General features: G+C 58.2%; 13 protein-coding genes. 5 read left to right on the top strand and 8 right to left on the bottom strand.

Going from position 1 to position 19582, the window contains the following annotated elements:
- The first annotated feature begins 355 nt into the window (after positions 1-355).
- A complete protein-coding gene (locus H8B15_RS03300; protein ID WP_187318238.1) occupies positions 356-2548 on the top strand; it encodes a bifunctional alpha,alpha-trehalose-phosphate synthase (UDP-forming)/trehalose-phosphatase in 2193 nt (730 codons plus the stop codon).
- Positions 2549-2755: 207 nt separating this feature from the next.
- Here the strand turns inward: H8B15_RS03300 and H8B15_RS03295 are convergent, their stop codons facing one another.
- The 3 genes from H8B15_RS03295 to H8B15_RS03285 all read right to left on the bottom strand — a co-directional run bounded on the left by H8B15_RS03295 (position 2756) and on the right by H8B15_RS03285 (position 6069).
- Positions 2756-4558, bottom strand: a complete 1803-nt coding sequence (locus tag H8B15_RS03295; protein WP_187318237.1) for a glycoside hydrolase family 15 protein — start codon at positions 4556-4558, stop codon at positions 2756-2758.
- A 190-nt stretch (positions 4559-4748) separates the two neighbouring features.
- Positions 4749-5597, bottom strand: a complete 849-nt coding sequence (locus tag H8B15_RS03290; RefSeq protein WP_187318236.1) for a YsnF/AvaK domain-containing protein — start codon at positions 5595-5597, stop codon at positions 4749-4751.
- A 40-nt stretch (positions 5598-5637) separates the two neighbouring features.
- The gene (locus H8B15_RS03285; protein ID WP_187318235.1) at positions 5638-6069 is read right to left on the bottom strand and encodes a YsnF/AvaK domain-containing protein; all 432 of its coding nucleotides are present in this window, start codon (positions 6067-6069) and stop codon (positions 5638-5640) included.
- A 419-nt stretch (positions 6070-6488) separates the two neighbouring features.
- On the opposite strand from H8B15_RS03285, the gene H8B15_RS03280 reads away from it, so the two are divergent.
- Both H8B15_RS03280 and H8B15_RS03275 read left to right on the top strand, forming a co-directional pair.
- Positions 6489-8777, top strand: a complete 2289-nt coding sequence (locus H8B15_RS03280; protein WP_187318234.1) for a hypothetical protein — start codon at positions 6489-6491, stop codon at positions 8775-8777.
- A gap of 219 nt (positions 8778-8996) precedes the next feature.
- The gene (locus tag H8B15_RS03275) at positions 8997-9875 is read left to right on the top strand and encodes a M48 family metalloprotease (RefSeq protein WP_187318233.1); all 879 of its coding nucleotides are present in this window, start codon (positions 8997-8999) and stop codon (positions 9873-9875) included.
- Positions 9876-9971: 96 nt separating this feature from the next.
- Here H8B15_RS03275 and H8B15_RS03270 read toward each other — a convergent pair whose 3' ends face one another.
- From H8B15_RS03270 to modA, 5 genes are all read right to left on the bottom strand, one after another.
- The gene (locus tag H8B15_RS03270) at positions 9972-10376 is read right to left on the bottom strand and encodes a SpoIIAA family protein (RefSeq protein WP_187318232.1); all 405 of its coding nucleotides are present in this window, start codon (positions 10374-10376) and stop codon (positions 9972-9974) included.
- 44 nt (positions 10377-10420) lie between these two features.
- On the bottom strand, positions 10421-11281 hold the full coding sequence (mutM, locus tag H8B15_RS03265; protein WP_187318231.1) for a DNA-formamidopyrimidine glycosylase: 861 nt from the start codon (positions 11279-11281) through the stop codon (positions 10421-10423).
- A 310-nt stretch (positions 11282-11591) separates the two neighbouring features.
- On the bottom strand, positions 11592-12446 hold the full coding sequence (locus tag H8B15_RS03260) for an ATP-binding cassette domain-containing protein (RefSeq protein ID WP_187318230.1): 855 nt from the start codon (positions 12444-12446) through the stop codon (positions 11592-11594).
- Positions 12443-13117, bottom strand: coding sequence for a molybdate ABC transporter permease subunit (gene modB, locus H8B15_RS03255; protein WP_187318229.1), 675 nt, complete (start codon positions 13115-13117; stop codon positions 12443-12445). The genes H8B15_RS03260 and modB overlap by 4 nt, the downstream gene beginning before the upstream one ends.
- Positions 13118-13288: 171 nt before the next feature.
- Entirely contained in the window at positions 13289-14056 is a 768-nt protein-coding gene (modA, locus tag H8B15_RS03250) for a molybdate ABC transporter substrate-binding protein (protein WP_187318228.1), read from the bottom strand.
- Positions 14057-14285: 229 nt separating this feature from the next.
- On the opposite strand from modA, the gene tkt reads away from it, so the two are divergent.
- Together tkt and H8B15_RS03240 are read left to right on the top strand one after the other, a co-directional pair.
- Complete coding sequence (tkt, locus tag H8B15_RS03245) at positions 14286-16337, top strand: transketolase (RefSeq protein WP_187318227.1); 2052 nt, start codon at positions 14286-14288, stop codon at positions 16335-16337.
- Positions 16338-16725: 388 nt separating this feature from the next.
- Entirely contained in the window at positions 16726-19536 is a 2811-nt protein-coding gene (locus H8B15_RS03240; RefSeq protein ID WP_187318226.1) for a bifunctional transaldolase/phosoglucose isomerase, read from the top strand.
- Positions 19537-19582 lie beyond the last annotated feature (46 nt).

The following is a 19582-nucleotide window of genomic DNA, read 5'->3' as shown; positions in this document are numbered from 1 at the left end:
CAGTATTCTATATGTGCGCAGTAGAGTGTAACTAAAATCAATACTGTTTACTACCAGCACCTGTCAGAATATTCGCACTGCACGGTTGGTAGCACAGCCGTACAGCGAGTCACAAAAAGATAGCATTACGGCTGACTAGAGTAGCATTATATTACTTTTTATGGTATTCTATAAATAGCAGCAAACTCAGCTATGCTGCTGAAAACTGAATTCTTGCGGCGGTAGATTGTATCTGATAACCTTAGCCTAACCTATCGTTTGTAATAATCGTTATTCCCAATCAGTAATAAACAATTCTGCTCCGTACTACTTAGTATTTGAATGCCTACTCTTTCTTTCACCAAGCTTCCTTTCTATGTCGCGTACTATTATTGTCTCTAACCGTTTGCCTACTAAAGTACAGCGCACCGATGATGACCTGGCCTTTACCCCCAGCGAAGGCGGATTGGCGACAGGGCTGGGCTCTATTTACCGGGCCGAGGGTAACGTCTGGATTGGCTGGCCCGGCCTGGTAGCAGACGACGAAACGGAGCGGCGGCAGATTACCACCAAACTACAGGCCGACAGCATGCAGCCGGTCTTCCTGACCGACGACGAGATTAAAGGTTTTTACGAGGGGTTCAGCAATGAAACGCTGTGGCCTACCTTCCACTATTTCAGCCAGTATGCCGTGTACAACGAGCAGCACTGGGAGACGTACGTGGCCGTAAATCAGAAATACTGCGACGCTGTGCTGGAAACGGCCGGCGACGACGACACCATTTGGGTGCACGACTACCAACTGCTGCTGCTACCCCAGATGCTGCGCAAGGCCCGGCCGCACAGCACCATCGGGTTTTTCCTGCACATTCCGTTTCCGTCCTATGAGTTGTTGCGCGCCCTACCCTGGCGCACGCAGCTACTGGAAGGCATGCTGGGTGCCGACTTGATTGGCTTTCACACGTTTGGCTACATGCGCCACTTCCTCAGCTCGGTGTCGCAACTGCTGGGCTACCCCAGCCAGAACGGCCGCCTGGAGCTGAAGAACCGCACAGTGCTGATTGATGCTTTTCCGATGGGTATTGACTACGAGCGCTACGCCAACGCGGCGGCCTCGGAGGCAGCGCAAGAGCACGAGCAGAACTACCTGGCAGCCCTACCCAACGCCCGCATTATCCTGTCCATCGACCGGCTCGACTATACCAAGGGCATTGCCCAGCGGCTGCGGGCCTTTGAGCTGCTGCTTCAGCGCTACCCCGAGTGGCAGGGCCGTGCCACGCTGATTATGCTGGTAGTACCCTCGCGCGACCAGGTGGCGCAGTACCAGGAGCTGAAGGAGGAAATCGACGAACTGGTGGGGCGCATCAACGCCGACTACCGCACCATCACCTGGAACCCCATTCACTACTTCTACCGCTCCCTACCCCTGGAGGAGCTAACGGCCCTGTACCGCATGGCCGAGGTAGCGCTGGTAACGCCCATCCGCGACGGTATGAACTTGGTATCTAAGGAGTTTATTGCCAGCAAAGCCGACCGCAGCGGGGTGCTGATTTTGAGTGAGCGGGCCGGTGCCGCCCGCGAGCTGTCCGACGCACTGCTCATCAATCCCTCCGACATGAACCAGCTGGCCGAGGCCATGCACGAGGCGCTGGAAATGCCCGAGGAAGAACAAAAAGTGCGTCTGCACAACATGCAGGCGTTGGTGCAGCACTACAATGTATATCACTGGACGGAGCTGTTTATGAACCGTCTGGCCTACACTAAAATCAAACAGATGACCCTGGCCACTGAAATGCTGGACGAGGCAGAAAACGCCGCCCTCCGCCAACACTATACTGCCGCTTCGCAACGCCTGCTCCTGCTCGACTACGACGGCACGCTGGCTCCCTTTCACCCCAATCCGCAGAAGGCTGCCCCATCACCTGAGATTTTAGACATTTTGACAGCTTTGAGCGCCGACCCGCATAATCGGGTGGTGATTATCAGTGGGCGTGACCGGCAGACGCTGCAGAAATGGCTGGGCCACTTGCCAGTCGATTTCATTGCCGAGCACGGCGTGTGGCTGCGGGCCGCGGGCCAGGACTGGACACTGTTTCAGCCCATGCGCAACGACTGGATGAAGGAAATCCGCCCTACCCTAGAGCTGTACGTGAGCCGCACGGCGGGGTCGTTTATCGAGGACAAGGACTTCTCGCTGGTGTGGCACTACCGCCGCGCCGATGCCGAACTGGCCGCTGTGCGCGTGCGCGAACTGATCAGCCACCTCAACTTCCTAACTAGCAACAGCGACTTGCAGGTGCTGGAAGGCAACAAGGTGATTGAGATTAAAGCCGCCGGCCTCAACAAGGGCACCGCCGCCGCCCGCTGGGTAGCCACCTACGAGCCCGATTTTATCCTAGCCATCGGCGACGACCGCACCGATGAGGATACGTTCGGCGCCATGCCCAAGGATGCTTATACTATTAAGGTAGGCCGCAACAGCCGCTCGCTGGCGCGCTTCCACGTGCCCAGTACGGTGGAGGTGCAGGAGTTGCTGCAAGGTCTGGCTGAAGCGAAAGTGCCGCAGTAGGGCTTACCTCACCCCCCGGCCCCCTCTCCTCAGGGAGAGGGGGAGCCACGGCAGCAAAACTGCATACAAAAAAGCCTCTCCGGTACTGAACAGTTGTTCAGTACCGGAGAGGCTTTTGACTTCCAATATACTCGTTCTTTATTCAGAAGAAATCCGCCGTGTCTCCCCCTCTCCCCGAGGAGAGGGGGCCGGGGGGTGAGGTACACCCTACAAGAAATTGGGGCGGTCCAGCTTTTTAGAGATGCGGTAGGCGGCGTTTACTAAGCCCACATGGCTGTAAGCCTGCGGGAAGTTGCCCCACTGCGAGCCAGTTTTGGCATCTACGTCTTCCGAGAGCAAGCCCAGGTGGTTGGTATACTTAAGTAGCTTCTCAAACTCGCGAATGGCGTCGTCGAGGCGGCCAACAGCGGCCAGGGCCTCCACGTACCAATAGGAGCAGATCAGGAAGGTGGTTTCGGGCGTGCCGAAGTCGTCGGCGTGGCGGTAGCGGTAAAACAGGCCTTCGGGTGTCATCAACTCTTTCTCCAGCTCTACTAGGTGCTGCTTGGCTTTCTCGGAGGACGGATCGAGGTAGCCCATCAAGATCAGCTGCATGGTGCTGGCATCGAGGTGGGGCGAGCCGATGGCATTGGTGTATACGCCGCGCTGCTGGTTGTAGCATTGTTCAATCTTGTCGGCGGACTCGTCCATCAGCTCCTGCGCCATCCGCTGAATCTCGGGGTTCTGGAAGTAGCTGGCCACCTTGCACGCGGCGTGGCTGCCGGCCCAATGGAACAGGTAAGTGTAGGCGTGGTACTGCGAGAGGGTCCGGAATTCCCACAAACCCGCATCGGGCTGGTTCATTGTCTGCCGGATCAGGCGCAGGGCATCATAAATCAGCTTTTCGGTGTGGGTGCGCTCGAAGTCGATGAAGCGCCTGTCCACGTAGAGCGGCAGCAGCGCCACCAGCACCTGCCCATACACGTCGTTTTGGATGTGCGTATAGGCGTCGTTGCCGATGCGCACGGGGCGGTTACCGAGGTAGCCTTCCAAATCCAGCTCCTCCTCAATCAGCTTCGATGCCCCGCTGATGCTGTAGAGCGGCTGGTACTTGTCGCCTACCTTCGTCGAGATATTCGCGATGTAGTGGAAGTAGCGCTCCATCTCCTCGAAGTGACCAATGTTGTTGAAGGCCGTGAGGATATAATACGTGTCGCGCATCCAGCAGAAGCGGTAATCCCAGTTGCGGCCCGAGCCGGGCGCTTCGGGTAGGGAGGTAGTGGTAGCGGCAATGATGGCGCCCGTGTCCTCGTACTGGTGCAACTTGAGGGCCAAGGCCGAGCGAATTACTGCCGCCTGATGGAACGTGCCAATGCTCATGCTTTTCACCCACTTGCGCCAATACTGAGTGGTTTCGCGCAGAAACCGCTCCGCAGTGCTTTCCAACGGCGCTTCCAGCGGGGCACCGTACGTGAGCACCAGATAGAACGTTTCATTCAGCACAAAGCTCTGATCATCCAACACATACGTGAGCGGAATATTGGTCGTGAGGCGAATTTCCTCTTCCAACCCTAGAAAGGCAATGTGGTTGGAGCTGCGGCGGCGGCTGAGCGCCTGCTCGCCATATTGCCCTACCGGCTGGCAGCGCACGTGCACGCGGGGCGTGCCCTGCAAGGGCTCTACCTTGCGCACAAACATCAGCGGCTTGTAATTGCGGTCGTACTGCGCGAAGCGTGGGGCAAAGTCCGTGACGCGGTATCGGCCGTCGCGGGTTTCAATCTCGGTGCATAGTACGTTGGTATTGTCAAGGTAGTACTGGTTACTCCGAAACTCCCCCTCGGCCGGCCGGATGCTGTATTCACCACCCTTCTGTGAGTCGAGCAGGCTGCCAAACACAAAGCTGCTGTCGAAGCGGGGCCAGCACAGCCAACGCACGGCCGTATCGGTTCCAATCAGGCCCAGGAAGGCGCAGTTGCCAATCAGGCCCATGTTGTAAGTATGGGTGCGGGAGGTAGGGGGAAGTGTGGTCATTCGAGAGGAAAAAGAAATGGCCCAGCCACTATGGTGGGCACCTAGTGCTTTTCTAATACCGTGCTGGGTAGTGTTGGGTTACGCAACCCGGTACTCTTACGCTGTTGGGGTGTCTATCCCACTGCATCTATAATAAAAAAGACGGCTGCAAGCAGCCGTCTTTTTTACAAGTGTATTTACACAAACAAGCTTAGCTCTGGCGACGTGGGTCGTTAGCAGTGCCTTTGTTCAGGTTTTCTACATCTACTTCTGTCTTGCGCACCGTGTCGTGAATGGTTTCTTCACGCTCGGTCACTTCTTTGCCCAGCGTTACTTCTTCCACTACGCGGGCTTCTTTACCCACTACGGCGCGCTCGGCGCTTTCGGTTACTTCAATGTTTCCTTCCTTGAAAGCTGCGAAATCGGCCTCGGTAGCGGGGCGGTCTACGGGTTTGCGGTCCACATTTACGTGCTCCTCACGCAGACGCACGCTGGCTTCTACGGGACGCTCAATGATACGGCTACGCAGGCGGGCACCGCCCGTTTGCTCCACGCGCTTGCCTACCTGTAGGTTTTCCTCGATTACCTTCGCCGACACCTGATCATTGGTGTTTTGGTTGGTTACGTTGGCGTTGGCATTCGCATTGTTTGCGTTCGTAGCCTTGCCTTTGTAGCCAGACTGCTCGGCGCGCTCGTTTACATCTACTGCACCGCAACGGTCCAGAATTTCAGCCGCCTGATGGGCATTTTCAGCTGAGTGTGCATGCACGGTTACCAACGAACCGCTTTCACGGGCCGCATGGGCATAGCGATGGGCGTTGTCGTCATCATCGCTGAACAGGTTGCTGAAGAAGTCGCTGATGCTGTCGCTGGTGCTTTCTTCGTTGCGGTTGGTATTGCTGCGATACCGGCCGCGATTTACATTATTCGTATCAGTTGTATCGTCGTTACGCGAGGCCACATCTACATGGTCTAGGCTGAAGCCAGCGCTAGCAAGTTGTTGAGCAGCAGATTTTGCCTGGTCGGCGGTATCGAACATTCCAATTACGGTATGAGTCATGGTTTTAGGGGTTAGGTGGTAAAATAAGTATGACAGAAAATCACTGATCAGGGGAGGCGTTGGTGGTGTCGTTGGCGGGGTAGCGCAGCACATCTACTTCTTCGTGGCGGAGCGTCACGGTTTCCGTTTCGCGGGTTTCCACTTGATGCTTTAGAATATGCAACTCTTCTACAATCAACAGGCGCTTCATGACGACCTCCCGCACAACTGGTACAATGAGTGTATTACCCTCGTATCGCGGTGTTGGCGGGGCCACACCATCAGCCACAAACTGGTTGACGGCTACGCGTTCCACCTGCACTTCTTCGTGGCGCAGCACAACGTCTACATCTTCCTGGTGCTCGTGTACGGTCTTGGATAAGCGTACTCGACCACTTTCTACTACCTCGCGGTGAACCACTGCTCGCTCCTCGAGTATAGGGACTTTCGCTGACGAAAGCGGCGGCTGATTAGCAAAGTCATTGGTAGGCATTGGCAGCAGGCTTTGGCCTGGATCAGATTCAAAACTATCTGTTCTATTCCTACGCACACTACTCTATCAAGTTATTGAAAATCAATCTACTGTCGAGCACCCTATAAATTGTTTGATAGAACTATTCTTATAGAACACGTACCTTCCCACAGGCTCTTATTAGCCCTTCCCTGCACTATACCAGTCCGTTTGGCCTGATTGCTACAGTGCGCCAGAAGTTGGAGAAAATGGCTGTACTCCGTAGGCATTTGCGGGCAAAGAAAAAGTTGAAACAGGCTTCTGCGACCAACCTGCTCTTTCATTGCAGGCTGGCAAATGCAGGAGAGACACGCCAAATTTCTGCGCGAATCGGCCTCGTGGCCCTACCTTTGCTTGCGCTTCGGCGCTTGCTTTGTTTGTTCGCCTCTGTTTTGCTGTCCGTGCTATTGCCTTCTTCGTTGCGTCGTGCCCTACGGGGTGCAGGTGGGTTGTCGTTTTTCGTGCTGTTGTGGTTATTTCCTTTTTTTAGCTGGGCGCAGCAGCCTACCAGCCCGGCGCCGGCGCCCGATGTGCCGGCTTCCACCCCAGCGCCCTCCTACCGCACTAGTCAGTCGCCGGCCCCGGCAACGGTCAGCCCCGCCGCTACCCGTAGCGCCACCCTGCTGCGCGAGCTACTGCTGCGCACCGATACCACCAACTATGCTCTCAGCCGCAATATGATTGCCGTGCAGGGCGAGCTGAACCTGTATTTCTATTATCGCCAGGAAGACGAAACGGCCGAGATTATGGCCTACCCCGTGCGCATGAACCCCAGCGCGCCGCTGCGCTTGGTGCGCTCGGCCGACTTCCAGCAGCTGGATTCGCTTACGCCAGTCAACAACGAGTACTACCGCACCAAAATCCGCTTCAAGGGCCTAACCGGGGTGCGCTACCTTAATCTCACCTTTGCCCAGCCCAACCTCGACAGCTTGCGCGGCCCCCAGTTCACCCAAACGGTGCAATTGCTGCCCGTAACGCACACTTCCCTCGACTTTCGGCCCACCGATACGGAGCTGTTTGTGGGCGAGGAAAAGGTATTCGATCTGACCAGCAACAACGTGAAAAACGTGCGCGCCACCGGCGAGTGGACCCACGGCCAGGATATTGACTACCGCGTGGCCCAGGAAAACGGTGGCTTGAAGCTGCACGTGCTACCCAACGTAACGGGCACGCGCTCCATTACGCTACGCATGCAAACCGAGCGGCCTTTTCTGATTGAGAATGGCCGGAAGCTGAGCTATTCCCTACCCCCTATCCGGCAGGAATTCACGGTGAAGAGCAGCCGCTTGCGCTTCCTCAGCGTCGATAAAAAAGAAATTACGCTGGATGAAAGCTCGCGCCGCAAAGGCGTGGAAATTATCCTCGATAACGGCCGCACCTTCGACCTGAAGCATACCTACCGGGTAGAGGACCAGGAGGAAACCGGCGGGGCACTTATCGCCGAAATCTTTACGCGCCAGTACCTCTCCAACGACCGGGTGCTGTGCTGGCTGCGTGTCTACAACACGCACCGCCAAACGGATAGCTACCTCTACATCAAAGACGGTGACCAACCCAAGTACATCACCAACTTCAACATCTCGCCTAAGACGACCATCACGACCGTGAGCGTGCGCCACCGCGGCGGCGACTGGACCACCAACACCAACGTGAACCCCGGCGAAACCGTGGACGTGCGCCTGGAGGGTGAGTCGCTGCTAAAGGCGCCGTTTCGCTTCGAGGACGTGCGCGTGGTACCCTCCGACTCGTCGGTGCGCTCCGAGGCGGCCGTGATTTACCGCTTGCAGGTGCCCATAGGCATTGATAAGAAGCGCGTAGCCATTTACAACGGCAACCAGAACACCGGCCAGGGGCTGAACGTGCGCGAGTTTCAGCGCCCCCATCCGCTGGATTTCGTGAAGGTGACTTTTGGAGAGGCCGCGCGCCCCGTCACGACCCTCAACGGCCCTATTCTCTACCCCCGCACCGTTCGCGATGTAGTGTTTTCCTTTGATGCCAACGCCATCGACGCCGACCAGCAGCTGTATGGCAAGCAATACCTCACGTTTCAGATCAGAACCCAGGATGCGAAAGGCAACCTGATTGAGATGCGAACCATCGAAAACGTGGTGGTGTGCCCCGGCGACAACTCGGTGCGCGCTGCCTTCTACCGCGACCCGCAGTGCCAGGTAGGCAACATCAACCTCAACAGCCTGCTCTCGCGCAAAACCTACGACCTCGATGACTGGGCGCACATCTACGTGACGGTGCAGCACCAAGCTAGCCAGTACGGCGACAAAGGATACACGCAGACCCTGGACCTGGTGTTGCAGCGCAAAGTGAAGTTTGATATTGACATCAGCTTCCCAGCTGGTTTGCTCACCAAGCAGATTAATAGCGACGTGAAGGGCTATACTTCTTTTGGCGGTATCAGCTTGGCTACGCTGGCCCAGCTCACGTTCTACAACCCCAACAAAATCAATAAGCCCCGGCCGTATAAGGTAGGCGCCGGCTTTGTGGCCCTCAATGCCTTCAACCTAAGCCAAGACGCCAATGCTTCCCGCGACTTGGGCTTAGTGGTACTGGGCTCTGTATACCCTACCCGCAGCGACGCCAAGCTCACCTTCCCGCTTTACCTGGGCGGGGGCTATTTGATGAACAAAGGAAAAATGTTCTTCCTATTCGGGCCAGGCATCGGTATTCGCTTGTAGGCCCTACCTTCCTACTGACTACACAGCGGGGCGCTTTCCGGATGGGAGGCGCCTCGTTTTTTTTGGTGTATTTTCTGTAAAAAAGGCTCCTCACCACAGGAAAAGTAAACGAAACAGGCAGGTTTCGGCGTTGTATAGATAGAAGCAAATACCACGGCCAGATAGGATTATTTGGCGCAGTACGCACCTTCTGCTATCAACTACTCAGAACTCACTTCCATGTCCTACGCCTTCTTCCGCCGCTTGGCGGGTCTTTTTCTGGTGCTGGGGGTACTGTTGACCAGCACCTCCTACGCCCAAACGTCCACCGGCCAGCGCGACGTGCTGCGCGATATCACCTCGGTGGTAGGCCTGAAACCACGCTTCGAGTTGCAGGCTACCTCGGAGGTAGACAATGCCGCGGCCGTGGTTTACAATGGCCAGCGCTACTTATTGTATAATCCGCAGTTTGTAGCGGCCGTAAACCGCGCCGGCCGCACCGACTGGGCCGGCACCAGCATTTTGGCCCACGAAATGGGGCACCACCTCAACGGCCACACCCTCACGGGCCGCGGCTCCAACCCCGCCGACGAGTTGGAAGCCGATGAGTTTTCGGGTTTCGTGCTACGCAAGATGGGCGCCAGCTTGGCGCAGGCTCAGGCTGCTATGGCCGTCGTATCGGACGAGTATGGTTCGGCTACCCACCCTGGCCGCACCCAGCGCTTGGCTGCTATCAGCCGCGGCTGGCAGCAGTCGAACACGCAGATTGCGGCTGCTAGCCGCACCACGGCGCCTTCGGCTGCACCCGCTGTGCTACGTCCGCAGACTACGGCACCCGCCGTGGCCCGCAACGTATCCAGTCGCACTGCCATTGTGGGCAAGCTCACCTTCCGCGATGCCCCCGATGAGCCCTTCTACCTCACCGACCGCCTGAACGTGGTGCACGTAGAGCCCGGCACCCGCACCGCCGAGGTGGTAGGCCGCATTACCCGCTCCGACGACGAGGATTTCCCCCTGATCCTGGTCGACTCCAAGCAGCGCCGCTTATATATTGATACCTCTGGGGCGGTATATAACCCCAACGGCCGCTTAGTGGCGATGCTCACCGACGCTTCGTAAGCAGAAGGCGGGCGTAGCATGAAATGCAAAAGAGCCAACCGCACGCGGTTGGCTCTTTTGCGTTGTAGGGGTGCGTATAATGCGCCTCTACTGATCCTACGAGGAATACACGTCTACCGTATGCGGCGAGGCCACGGCGTTTTCGCCGCGCACCCATTGCAGGGCTACCGTTTTTTCTTCGGGGTTGAAGTGCTTCACATCGGTGGGCGTGATGACGGAGCTGAGCGCGGCCCCGGCTTTCACCAGTGCATTGTCGTTGCTGACCACGGCCACGCGGTTGAAGCTAGTGAAGTGTTTTACGTCTTCTTTCAGTTCTTCCCATAAGGCTTTCAGCGTCACATCCTCAATACCTTCATATTCGAGGTAGGCATTTACCTTACCGTATTGCTGTACCTTTTTTTCGAGGGTAGGCACCACGCCTTGGTAGTCAGCTTTGGTGAGCATGCCGCCAATGTATAAGGCCAGCAGGTTTTCGTCGGGGTAGTCAACAGCGCGAAACATAAGCGAATTCGTTAAAAGTGGAGGGGATACTTCTTACGCTTTCCCTACCCCGAGGTTCTGCTACTATCCGGTGTTTCGCTGGCCGTGGCAGGCACTGGCTGACATTTGGGGCAGTAATAGGTAGCCCGACCGCCCACGTATTTCTTCTCAATTTCGGTGCGCGGGTGGCGCGGACAGAACCGGTGCTTGTCGGTGCCCGGCGTGGCTGAGTCGTCCCACTCGCGGGCATGAATCAGGAACGACGCCGGGAAGTGTCGGTAGGTAGCTTCGTGTTGAATGGCCGTTTGCAACACCAGCTGAATGGCCGCGTGCAGGGCCTTAAACTCCTTTTGGGTAAGCGTGTTGCACAGCCGTTCGGGGTTGATTTTGGCCTGAAACAGCACCTCATCCACAATCCAATTGCCAAGGCCAGCGGTGATGCGCTGGTCTAGCAAAGCAGGTTTCAGCAAGGTTTTTTTCTTGCTGAGCGCCGCCTGCAGTTGCTCCCAGGTGATATCGAGGGCATCGGGGCCAATCTTTTTGAGCTTCTGGTATTCCGCTACGCTGCCGGCCAGCCGGATGCGGCCAAACTTGCGCGGGTCCACGAAGGCAATGCGCATACCGTCGGCCAGGTGCAGGGCCACGCGGGTGAAGCGCGGGGCGTCGGGGTCGTCGCGGTAGGCACCCACGTCGCCGGTCATGCCGAAGTGCAGGGCCAGCACGGTGTCGTTGTCGAGTTCGAGGAAGCAGTTTTTGCCCAGGCGCCGTGTGGCCGTTACGTGCCGCCCTACCAGGTAGCGCCGCAGCGTATCCTCGTCGGTGGTGAGCACGTGGGCGTCGCGCACTTCTACCGCCGTGATGGGCTGATGCAAAATAAGGTCATCCAGAAACCGGCGGTAGGTTTCGACTTCGGGTAGTTCGGGCACAGGAAGGTGAGTGGTGAGTGGTGAGATGGTGAGATGGTGAGATGGTGAGATGGTGAGTGGTGAAATTGTGAGATGGTGAGATGGTGAGTAAGAAACGCGCTGTCTTACTGTGGAGTTTCGCCTTTATTCAAACACTCAAATACCTTTGCGTTAGCGGCTATTTGAATTAGCTGAAAAGATGTGTAGAGACGCATACTTGCGTCTCGTCGTTGAACAACTCGCGTCAGCACCGTTCCAGCAACCAACATCAGCAACGACGAGACGCAAGTATGCGTCTCTACATCGTGCGGTAGTTAACTCAGACAAATAGCTACCTCCCCCGTTGCACGCTACCCGTTAGCACCAGCATGTCGCCGGGTTGGTAGGGCGTGGTGGCATCCACTTCTACACGTATCACTTCCTCCCCTACCCTTACCTGCAACGTTTGGCCGGTAGCCGAAGGCACGGCCGCTACAACGGTGCCGGTCAGCCGGAAGCCGGGTGTGGCATTAGCGACGGGCAGCACTACCGCCGGTACCCCATCGCGCACTACCCTACCCCCGTCCAGCTCCACGGCGCGGGTGGCCAGGCGGGTTATTTCGGCGTAGTCGTGGCTTACGAGCAGGGTAGTGAGCTGGAAGCGCTGGTGCGCCGCCGCTAGCGCCGCTTGCAGCCGCAGGCGGGTAGGCACGTCCAGGGCGGCCAGGGGCTCATCGAGCAGCAACACGCGAGGCTGCCGGGCCAGGGCCCGCGCCAGGGCCACGCGCTGCTGCTGCCCCCCCGAAAGTTGCTGCGGCCGCTGCCGGGCCAGCTCGCCCAGGTCCATCAGCTCCAACAGCTCATCCACCAACGCTTTACCCGATGTATCGGGTAGGGCAAACTCCAGGTTCTGGCGCACCGTCATATTCGGAAACAGTGCGTAATCCTGAAATACAAATCCGATGCTGCGACGCTGCGGCGGCAGCCAGATGCCGCGGGCCTGATCGTACCACACCTCCTCGCCTACCCGCAAATGGCCGCTGGCCGGTCGGCTCAGGCCGGCCAGCAGGCGCAGCAGCGTGGTTTTGCCGGCGCCCGAGGCACCGTAGATGGCCGTCAGCTCGCCGGCCGCCACGGTTAGGCGCACGTCCAGCAGGGCCGGGCCGTGCGCGGTTTGCAGGGGTTTGGTGAGGTGCAGGTCAATCACAGCAGGCGGCTGGCGGAGCGTTTGGTGAAAGCGGCCAGCAGCAGTAGCCCCGCGAAAGACAGCCCCACCAGCACCAGCGCGTAGTGATTGGCGCGGGCGTAGTCGAGGCTTTCGGCGGCGTCGTAGATGGCGATGGAAGCAACCCGTGTCTGGCCCGGAATGTTGCCGCCAATCATCAGCACCACCCCAAACTCGCCCACGGTATGCGCAAACGTCAGGACCGAGGCGCTGAGCAGGGCCGGCCGGATGTTAGGTAGCAGCACCCGCCACAAGGTCGTCAGCCGCGACTTGCCCAGCGTATACGCTGCCTCCCGCAAGGAGTGGGGCAGATTGTGCAAGGCCGCCTGCACCGGCTGCACCATAAAGGGTAGGCTATACACCAACGACCCAATCAGAATGCCGCCGAACGTAAAGTTCAGCTCTAGCCCCAACGTATGCACCAAGAAGCGTCCTACCCCACTATCGGCGCTAAACGCCAGCAGCAGGTAAAACCCAATCACCGTGGGCGGCAGCACCAGTGGCAAACTCACCAGCGCTTCCACCACTGCCTTCCCCCGAAAGCGGGCATATGCCAGCCAGTACGCCAGCGGCACGCCCAGCAGCAACAGTAGCAGGGTAGTGAGGGTAGCGAGCTTGGCCGTGAGGAGTAGGGTTTGGGCGAAGTCGGACAAAGGGAGAGGGTAGGAATAAGGTAAAACAGAACGTCATGCTGAGCGCAGCGCAGCGGAGTCGAAGCATCTCGCGTGCTACGCTAATCTCAATCGCCAGAAAATTACCGGGAGCATGCGAGATGCTTCGACTCTGCTGCGCTACGCTCAGCATGACGGCCTTCTGCTTCACTCCTACTCAAACCCATACCGCTTCAATGCAGCCTTAGCCGAAGCGCCACTGATAAACGCCGTGAACGAAGCCGCTGCCGGATTGCCAGCGGCGCGCTTCATCACCACATACGCCTGTTCCAGAGGCGTGTGTGCGTCAGCGGGAATGAGGTAGTAATGCCCCTGCCGACGCAGTTGCGGGCTGCGGGCCAGGGACAACGCGAGTATCCCCACGTCGGCGGCGCCGGTGGTGGCGTACTGGGCCGTTTGGCTGATATTTTCGCCCAGCACGAGGCGCGGTTTCAGCTTATCGTACAGGTTGTAATGTTGTAGAGCTTCTTGGGCTTTCTGGCCGTAGGGCGCGTGGGCGGGGTTAGCCATGGCTATTTTGTGGATGGCCGGATTCAACAACGCGTTCATACCCTGTTTACGCGGGTCGAGCTTCTTGCTCCACACCACCAGCCGGCCGGTGGCGTAGCGCTGGGGCGCGCTGGCCGTGAGGCCTTGCTGTTGCAGCTTGAGCGGGTAGCTCTTATCAGCTGAAAAGAACATATCGAACGGCGCACCGTGGCTGAGCTGCTGGTAGAACTTGCCTGATGAGCCATACACTACCTTCACCTGCTGCCGGGGCTGCTGCCGGCGGTAGAGGACGAGCAGCGAATCCATCACGTACTGCAAATCGGAGGCGGCGGCGATGGTGAGGGGCGCGGGTGCTGCCGGCAGGGGCGGCGTGGCGCTGGCCAGACTCAGCAGGAGCAGCAACGCCGGCAACACGAAAGGCAAACGGGACATTATACGTAGGAGCGGGGTAGGAATAAGCGTTGTATACGCAAAGGTATAACGACGAATCTGGTTTTTTGGCTGGGCTTTCGGCCGTCGACCCTAGGTTTTATTCATCGTTTGCGTCGTTTTTCCCGTACTAAGTAGCAATGCCCCTTGGCGCAACCAGCCGCGGCGGCTACCGGCACCTAGGCCGATTATCCTTCTTTCGCACCTTACTTTCTTTCAACGTTTTTGTACCATGCCCGAAAACCAACAATCCCTGGACCAGCTGAGCGTCAACACCCTACGTCTGTTATCCGTTGATATGGTGCAGGAGGCCAACTCCGGCCACCCCGGCCTGCCGCTGGGTGCCGCGCCCATGGCCTATGTGCTGTGGTCGCGCTTCCTGCGCTTCAACCCGCAAGACCCAAACTGGCCCAACCGCGACCGGTTTATCTTGTCGGCTGGACACGGCTCGGCGCTGCTCTACAGCATGTTGCACCTCTACGGCTATGATTTGCCGATGTCGGAGCTGAAGCGTTTCCGGCAGATGGGCTCCAAAACGCCCGGCCACCCCGAGTCGAACCTGACGGCGGGCGTGGAGGTAACCACCGGACCGCTGGGCCAGGGCTTTGCCAATGGCCTAGGCATGGCCATGACAGAAGCTTTCCAAGCTGCTACCTATAATAAGTCCGGCCACAACGTAGTCGACCACTACACTTACGTGCTGGTGAGCGACGGCGACCTGATGGAAGGCATTGCTTCTGAGGCCGCCTCGCTGGCGGGTCACCTCAAGTTGGGCAAGATGATTTATCTGTACGACGACAACAGCATCTCGCTCGACGGCCCCACCAGCTTGGCCTACACCGAGGACCCCATGGCCCGCTTCGATGCCTACGGCTGGCACACCCAAACGGTAGGCGACGGCAACGACCTCGACGCCATTGAGGCTGCCATCCGCGAAGCCCAAAACGAAACGGACCGCCCATCCATTATTGCCGTGAAGACGATTATTGGCTTCGGCTCGCCGCTGGAAAACACCAATAAAGTGCACGGCTCGCCCCTCGGCCCCGAAAACCTGCGAAAAACCAAGGAGTTCCTGGGTTGGAATCCCGACGAGAAGTTCTTTGTGCCCGACGAGGTGAAGCAGCACTTGCTGGAGCCCGGCCAGCGCGGCGCCAAGCTGCAACAGGAATGGAACGAGCAATTTGCCGCTTATAAAAAAGAGTTTGCCGCCGAAGCAAAAGCATTTGAAACCGCGTTCAGCCACGACCTGCCTGATGGTTGGGATGCTGAATTACCCGTATTTAAGCCCGAAGACGGCCCCTTGGCTACCCGCCAAGCCTCGGGTAAGGCCCTCACGGCCCTTAAGAAAAGCGTGCCCTACCTGTTCGGCGGTTCCGCCGACCTGGCCTCGTCCAACGAAATGTCGACCAAAGGCGAGGAAAGCTTCCAGCCGGGCCGCTACGAGGACAGCAACATTTGGTTTGGGGTGCGCGAGCACGCCATGGGCGGTGCCCTCAACGGCATGGCCCGCCACGGCGGCGTGCGTCCCTACGGCGGCACGTTCCTGAACTTCTCCGACTACATGCGCGGCTCCATTCGCCTCACGGCGCTGGCCCAGTCCACGGCTACGTTCGTGTTCACCCACGACAGCATTGGCTTGGGCGAGGACGGCCCTACCCACCAGCCAGTGGAGCAAGTAATTGGCCTGCGCACGGTGCCCAACCTGATTGTGCTGCGCCCCGCCGATGCCAACGAAACCGTGGAATCGTGGCGCATTGCCCTCACCCAAGCCGAAACGCCGGTGGCGCTTATCCTATCCCGCCAGAAGCTACCGGTGCTGGACCAGAGCACCATGGGCTCGGCCCGCGAGGGCGTAGCCAAAGGCGCCTACATCCTGAAAGACGCCGACAACGGTAAGCCGGAGTTGATTTTGATTGGTACGGGCTCGGAAGTGTCGCTGGCGCTGGAGGCCCAGGAGAAACTCGCACAGGAAGGCGTGGCTGTGCGCGTGGTGAGCATGCCCTCGTGGGAGCTGTTTGAGCTGGAAGAAACTGACTACCAGCACAAAGTCCTACCCCCCAACGTGCGCAAGCGCATTGCCATCGAGGCCGGTTCGCCCATCGGCTGGCACAAGTACGTGACCGACGAAGGCACCACCATCAGCATGAACCGCTTCGGCGAATCCGGCCCCGGCGAGGAAGTGATGGCCGAATTTGGCTTCAGCGTAGAAAACGTAGTGAATCAAGCCCGCGAGCTGTTGAAAGACAACGACGTGGGTATTGAGAAGAAGGAAGTGCTGAAGTAGGATATCAGTACCAAAAGAACGTCATTTCGACCATGTTGCGTATCAAGCAAGGAGGAGAAATCTCGCGTGCTGATGATAGGTAGTAATGTCATGCTGAGCTTGTCGAAGCATCTCGCGTGCTGACGAGAGATACTATCTACCATCAGCACGCGAGATGCTTCGACAAGCTCAGCATGACATTACTACCTATCATCAGCACGCGAGATTTCTCGCTGCGCTCGAAGTGACGTTCTTGTTCTACTTCCCCCTTCCCTACCTCGGCAACGGTTTCGGTCTTCTACCTCCGATATCCATTAGTCTGAATATTTGGTTTTCCCTAGCTTAGCGCCGCGAACTGTCCTAACACGTTTCCGGCCGGGGCTCCGGCCCCAGCTTCTACCCATTTTTTATGAACGCACTCAACAAAATCCGCGAATTCGACCAGAGCATCTGGCTGGACTTTATCCGTCGCAAAATCCTCATCAACGGGGAGCTGGAAAAGCGCATCAAGGAAGAAGATTTGCGCGGCGTGACGTCGAACCCGGCTATTTTTGAAAAAGCCATCGGCGGCAGCGACGACTACGATACCACCATCCGGGCCTTGGCCTTGCAAGGCAAATCGGCCGACGATATTTACGCCGAATTGGCTGTGGCCGACGTGCAGCACGCCTGCGACCTGTTCCGCCCACTTTACGACAGCCACGACAACTCCGGTGACGGCTACGTGAGCCTGGAGGTAGGCCCCAACCTCATCAACGACACTGAGGGTACCATTGAGGAAGGCCTGCGCTTTTGGAAAGCCGTAGACCGCCCCAACGTGATGATTAAGGTGCCGGCTACCCTGGAAGGCCTACCCGCCATCCGCAAGCTCATCTCGGAAGGCGTGAACGTGAACGTGACGCTGATTTTTGGGCTGGAGCGCTACGAGGCAGTGGCTGAAGCCTACATTTCGGGCCTAGAAGACCGCGTGAAAGCCGGCGGCGCCATCGACAACATCAATTCCGTAGCCAGCTTCTTCCTCTCGCGCATCGACGTGCTGCTGGACCCTGTGCTGGAGAAAATGGTGGAAGAAGGCGGCGACAAAGCCAAAATAGCTGAGCCCCTGGTGGGCGAGGTGGCTTTGGCCAGCGCCAAGAAGGCTTACCAACTCTACAAAGGCATTTTTGCTGGTCCGCGCTGGGAAGCGCTCAAAGAGAAAGGCGCCAACTCGCAGCGCCTGCTGTGGGCCAGCACCGGCAACAAAAACCCCAAGTACGACGACCTACGCTACGTAGACGGCCTCATTGGTCCGGAGACGGTAAACACCATTCCGGTGGAAACGCTGGACCTGTTCCGCGAGAAAGGCAAGGTAGCCAACACGCTGGAAACCAACCTCGACCAGGCAGACGAAGTGCTGAACGCCCTACCTAAGCTGGGCATCGACTTGAAAGAGCGTACCCAGTTCTTGGAAGAAGATGGCGGCAAAAAATTCAAGGAGCCCTTCGCCAAGTTGATCGACTCGATTGAGAAAAAACGCGTGCAAGCACTGGATTTGCAGCCGGTTGAGGCCGATATGCAGCTGGGTGAGTACCAGCAAGAGGTAGACGCCAAAATCAAAGAATACAAAGATTCCGACTTCATCACCGGCTTCTGGAATAAGCAGGCTGACCTGTGGACCCAGGACGCGAAAGCCCAGGAGAGCATCCGCAGCTACATGGGCTGGCTGCGCGTGGCCGAAACGATGGTAGACGAGGTAGGCCGCCTGGAGCAGTTTGCCCAGGAAGCCAAGGCCGAGGGCTTCACGCACGTGGTGGTAATGGGCATGGGCGGCAGCACCATGGCGCCCATTGTGTTCAAAAAGTCATTCCCGAAAGGCGAAAACGGCCTCGACGTGCTGATTCTGGACACCACCAACCCCGGCACGGTGCAGGAAATTGAGAAGGCCGTACCCTTGGAGCACACGCTGTTCATCGTGGCCAGCAAATCGGGCACCACGGCCGAGCCGCTGGCCTTTGGCGACTATTTCTACGAGAAGGTGAAGGCTGTGAAAGGCGACAAAGCCGGCGAAAACTTCATCGGCATCACCGACCCCGGCTCTCCGTTCATCGAGACGGCCAAGGAGCTGGGCTACCGCAAGGTGTTCCTGAACTTCCCCGAGGTAGGCGGCCGTTTCTCGGCTCTCACGTTCTTCGGCCTAGTGCCGGCCGCTCTCTACGGCATCAACGTGGGCGAGCTGCTGGCCCGCGCCATCATCATGATGCGCGCCTGCGGTGCCTACGGTCCCAGCGACAACAACCCCGGCTTGCAGTTGGGCACGGCCCTGGGCGTGCTGTCCACCAAAGGCCGCGACAAGCTCACGCTGGTGGTACCGAAGTCGCTCAGCGACCTGGGCCTGTGGCTGGAGCAGTTGCTGGCCGAAAGCACCGGCAAAGAAGGCAAAGGCATTCTGCCGGTAGCCGGCGAGCACTTGGGCAAGCCCGAAGTGTACGGCCAGGACCGCGTGTTTGTGTACGTGGGCTACGAAAACGAAGCCGACGAGAACAACACGCAGAAGCTGAAGACGCTGCAAGAGGCCGGCCACCCGGTTATCACCATCCGCATGAAGGATGCGCTGGACCTGGGCGCCGAGTTCTTCCGCTGGGAAGCCGCTACGGCCATTGCCGGCGCGGTGCTGGGCATCAACCCCTTCGACCAACCCAACGTGCAGGCCGCCAAAACCGCTACCGACAAGATTATGAAGGAGGTAGCCGAGAAAGGCAGCCTGCCGGAGCAGGAAAAAGCGCTGTCGGAAGGCGGACTGGACTACTACAGCAGCGTATCGGGCAGCTCGGCCCAGGAGCTGGTGCAGCAGTTCTTCGCCCAGGCGAAGGCTGGCGACTACGTTTCCATTCAGGCCTACCTAACCGAGTCGGAAAAGGTGAACGAGGAGACGGCGGAGCTGCGCCAGAAGATTCAGGACAAGATGCACGTAGCTACCACGTTTGGCTATGGTCCGCGCTTCCTGCACTCTACCGGTCAGTACCACAAGGGCGGCCCCAACACGGGCTTGTTCCTGCAACTCACGGCCGGCCACCCGCAGGATCTGCCCCTCCCCGGCCGTTCCTACTCCTTCGGCACCCTGCAAGACGCCCAGGCCCAAGGCGACCTGGAAGCCTTGCAAAGCGCCGACCGCCGCACCCTGCACGTGCACCTCGGCAACGATGCCGCCGCTGGGCTGAAAACGCTGCTGGCAGCTTTCTAGAGCAGGTTTTTGGTTGAATCATGAAGAAGCCAGCGGTGTATGCCGC

Origin of the sequence: Hymenobacter citatus, assembly GCF_014333615.1 — a bacterium.
Lineage (GTDB): Bacteria > Bacteroidota > Bacteroidia > Cytophagales > Hymenobacteraceae > Hymenobacter > Hymenobacter citatus.
The sequence above is the reverse complement of the archived record's forward strand: the minus strand, read 5'-3'. Positions and strand labels throughout refer to the sequence as shown.

Coding starts and splice junctions, on each gene's coding strand:
- H8B15_RS03300 (WP_187318238.1), top strand. CDS start 356: ATGTCGCGTACTATTATTGTCTCTAACCGTTTGCCTACTAAAGTACAG.
- H8B15_RS03295 (WP_187318237.1), bottom strand. CDS start 4,558: ATGACCACACTTCCCCCTACCTCCCGCACCCATACTTACAACATGGGC.
- H8B15_RS03290 (WP_187318236.1), bottom strand. CDS start 5,597: ATGACTCATACCGTAATTGGAATGTTCGATACCGCCGACCAGGCAAAA.
- H8B15_RS03285 (WP_187318235.1), bottom strand. CDS start 6,069: ATGCCTACCAATGACTTTGCTAATCAGCCGCCGCTTTCGTCAGCGAAA.
- H8B15_RS03275 (WP_187318233.1), top strand. CDS start 8,997: ATGTCCTACGCCTTCTTCCGCCGCTTGGCGGGTCTTTTTCTGGTGCTG.
- H8B15_RS03270 (WP_187318232.1), bottom strand. CDS start 10,376: ATGTTTCGCGCTGTTGACTACCCCGACGAAAACCTGCTGGCCTTATAC.
- modA (WP_187318228.1), bottom strand. CDS start 14,056: ATGTCCCGTTTGCCTTTCGTGTTGCCGGCGTTGCTGCTCCTGCTGAGT.
- tkt (WP_187318227.1), top strand. CDS start 14,286: ATGCCCGAAAACCAACAATCCCTGGACCAGCTGAGCGTCAACACCCTA.
- H8B15_RS03240 (WP_187318226.1), top strand. CDS start 16,726: ATGAACGCACTCAACAAAATCCGCGAATTCGACCAGAGCATCTGGCTG.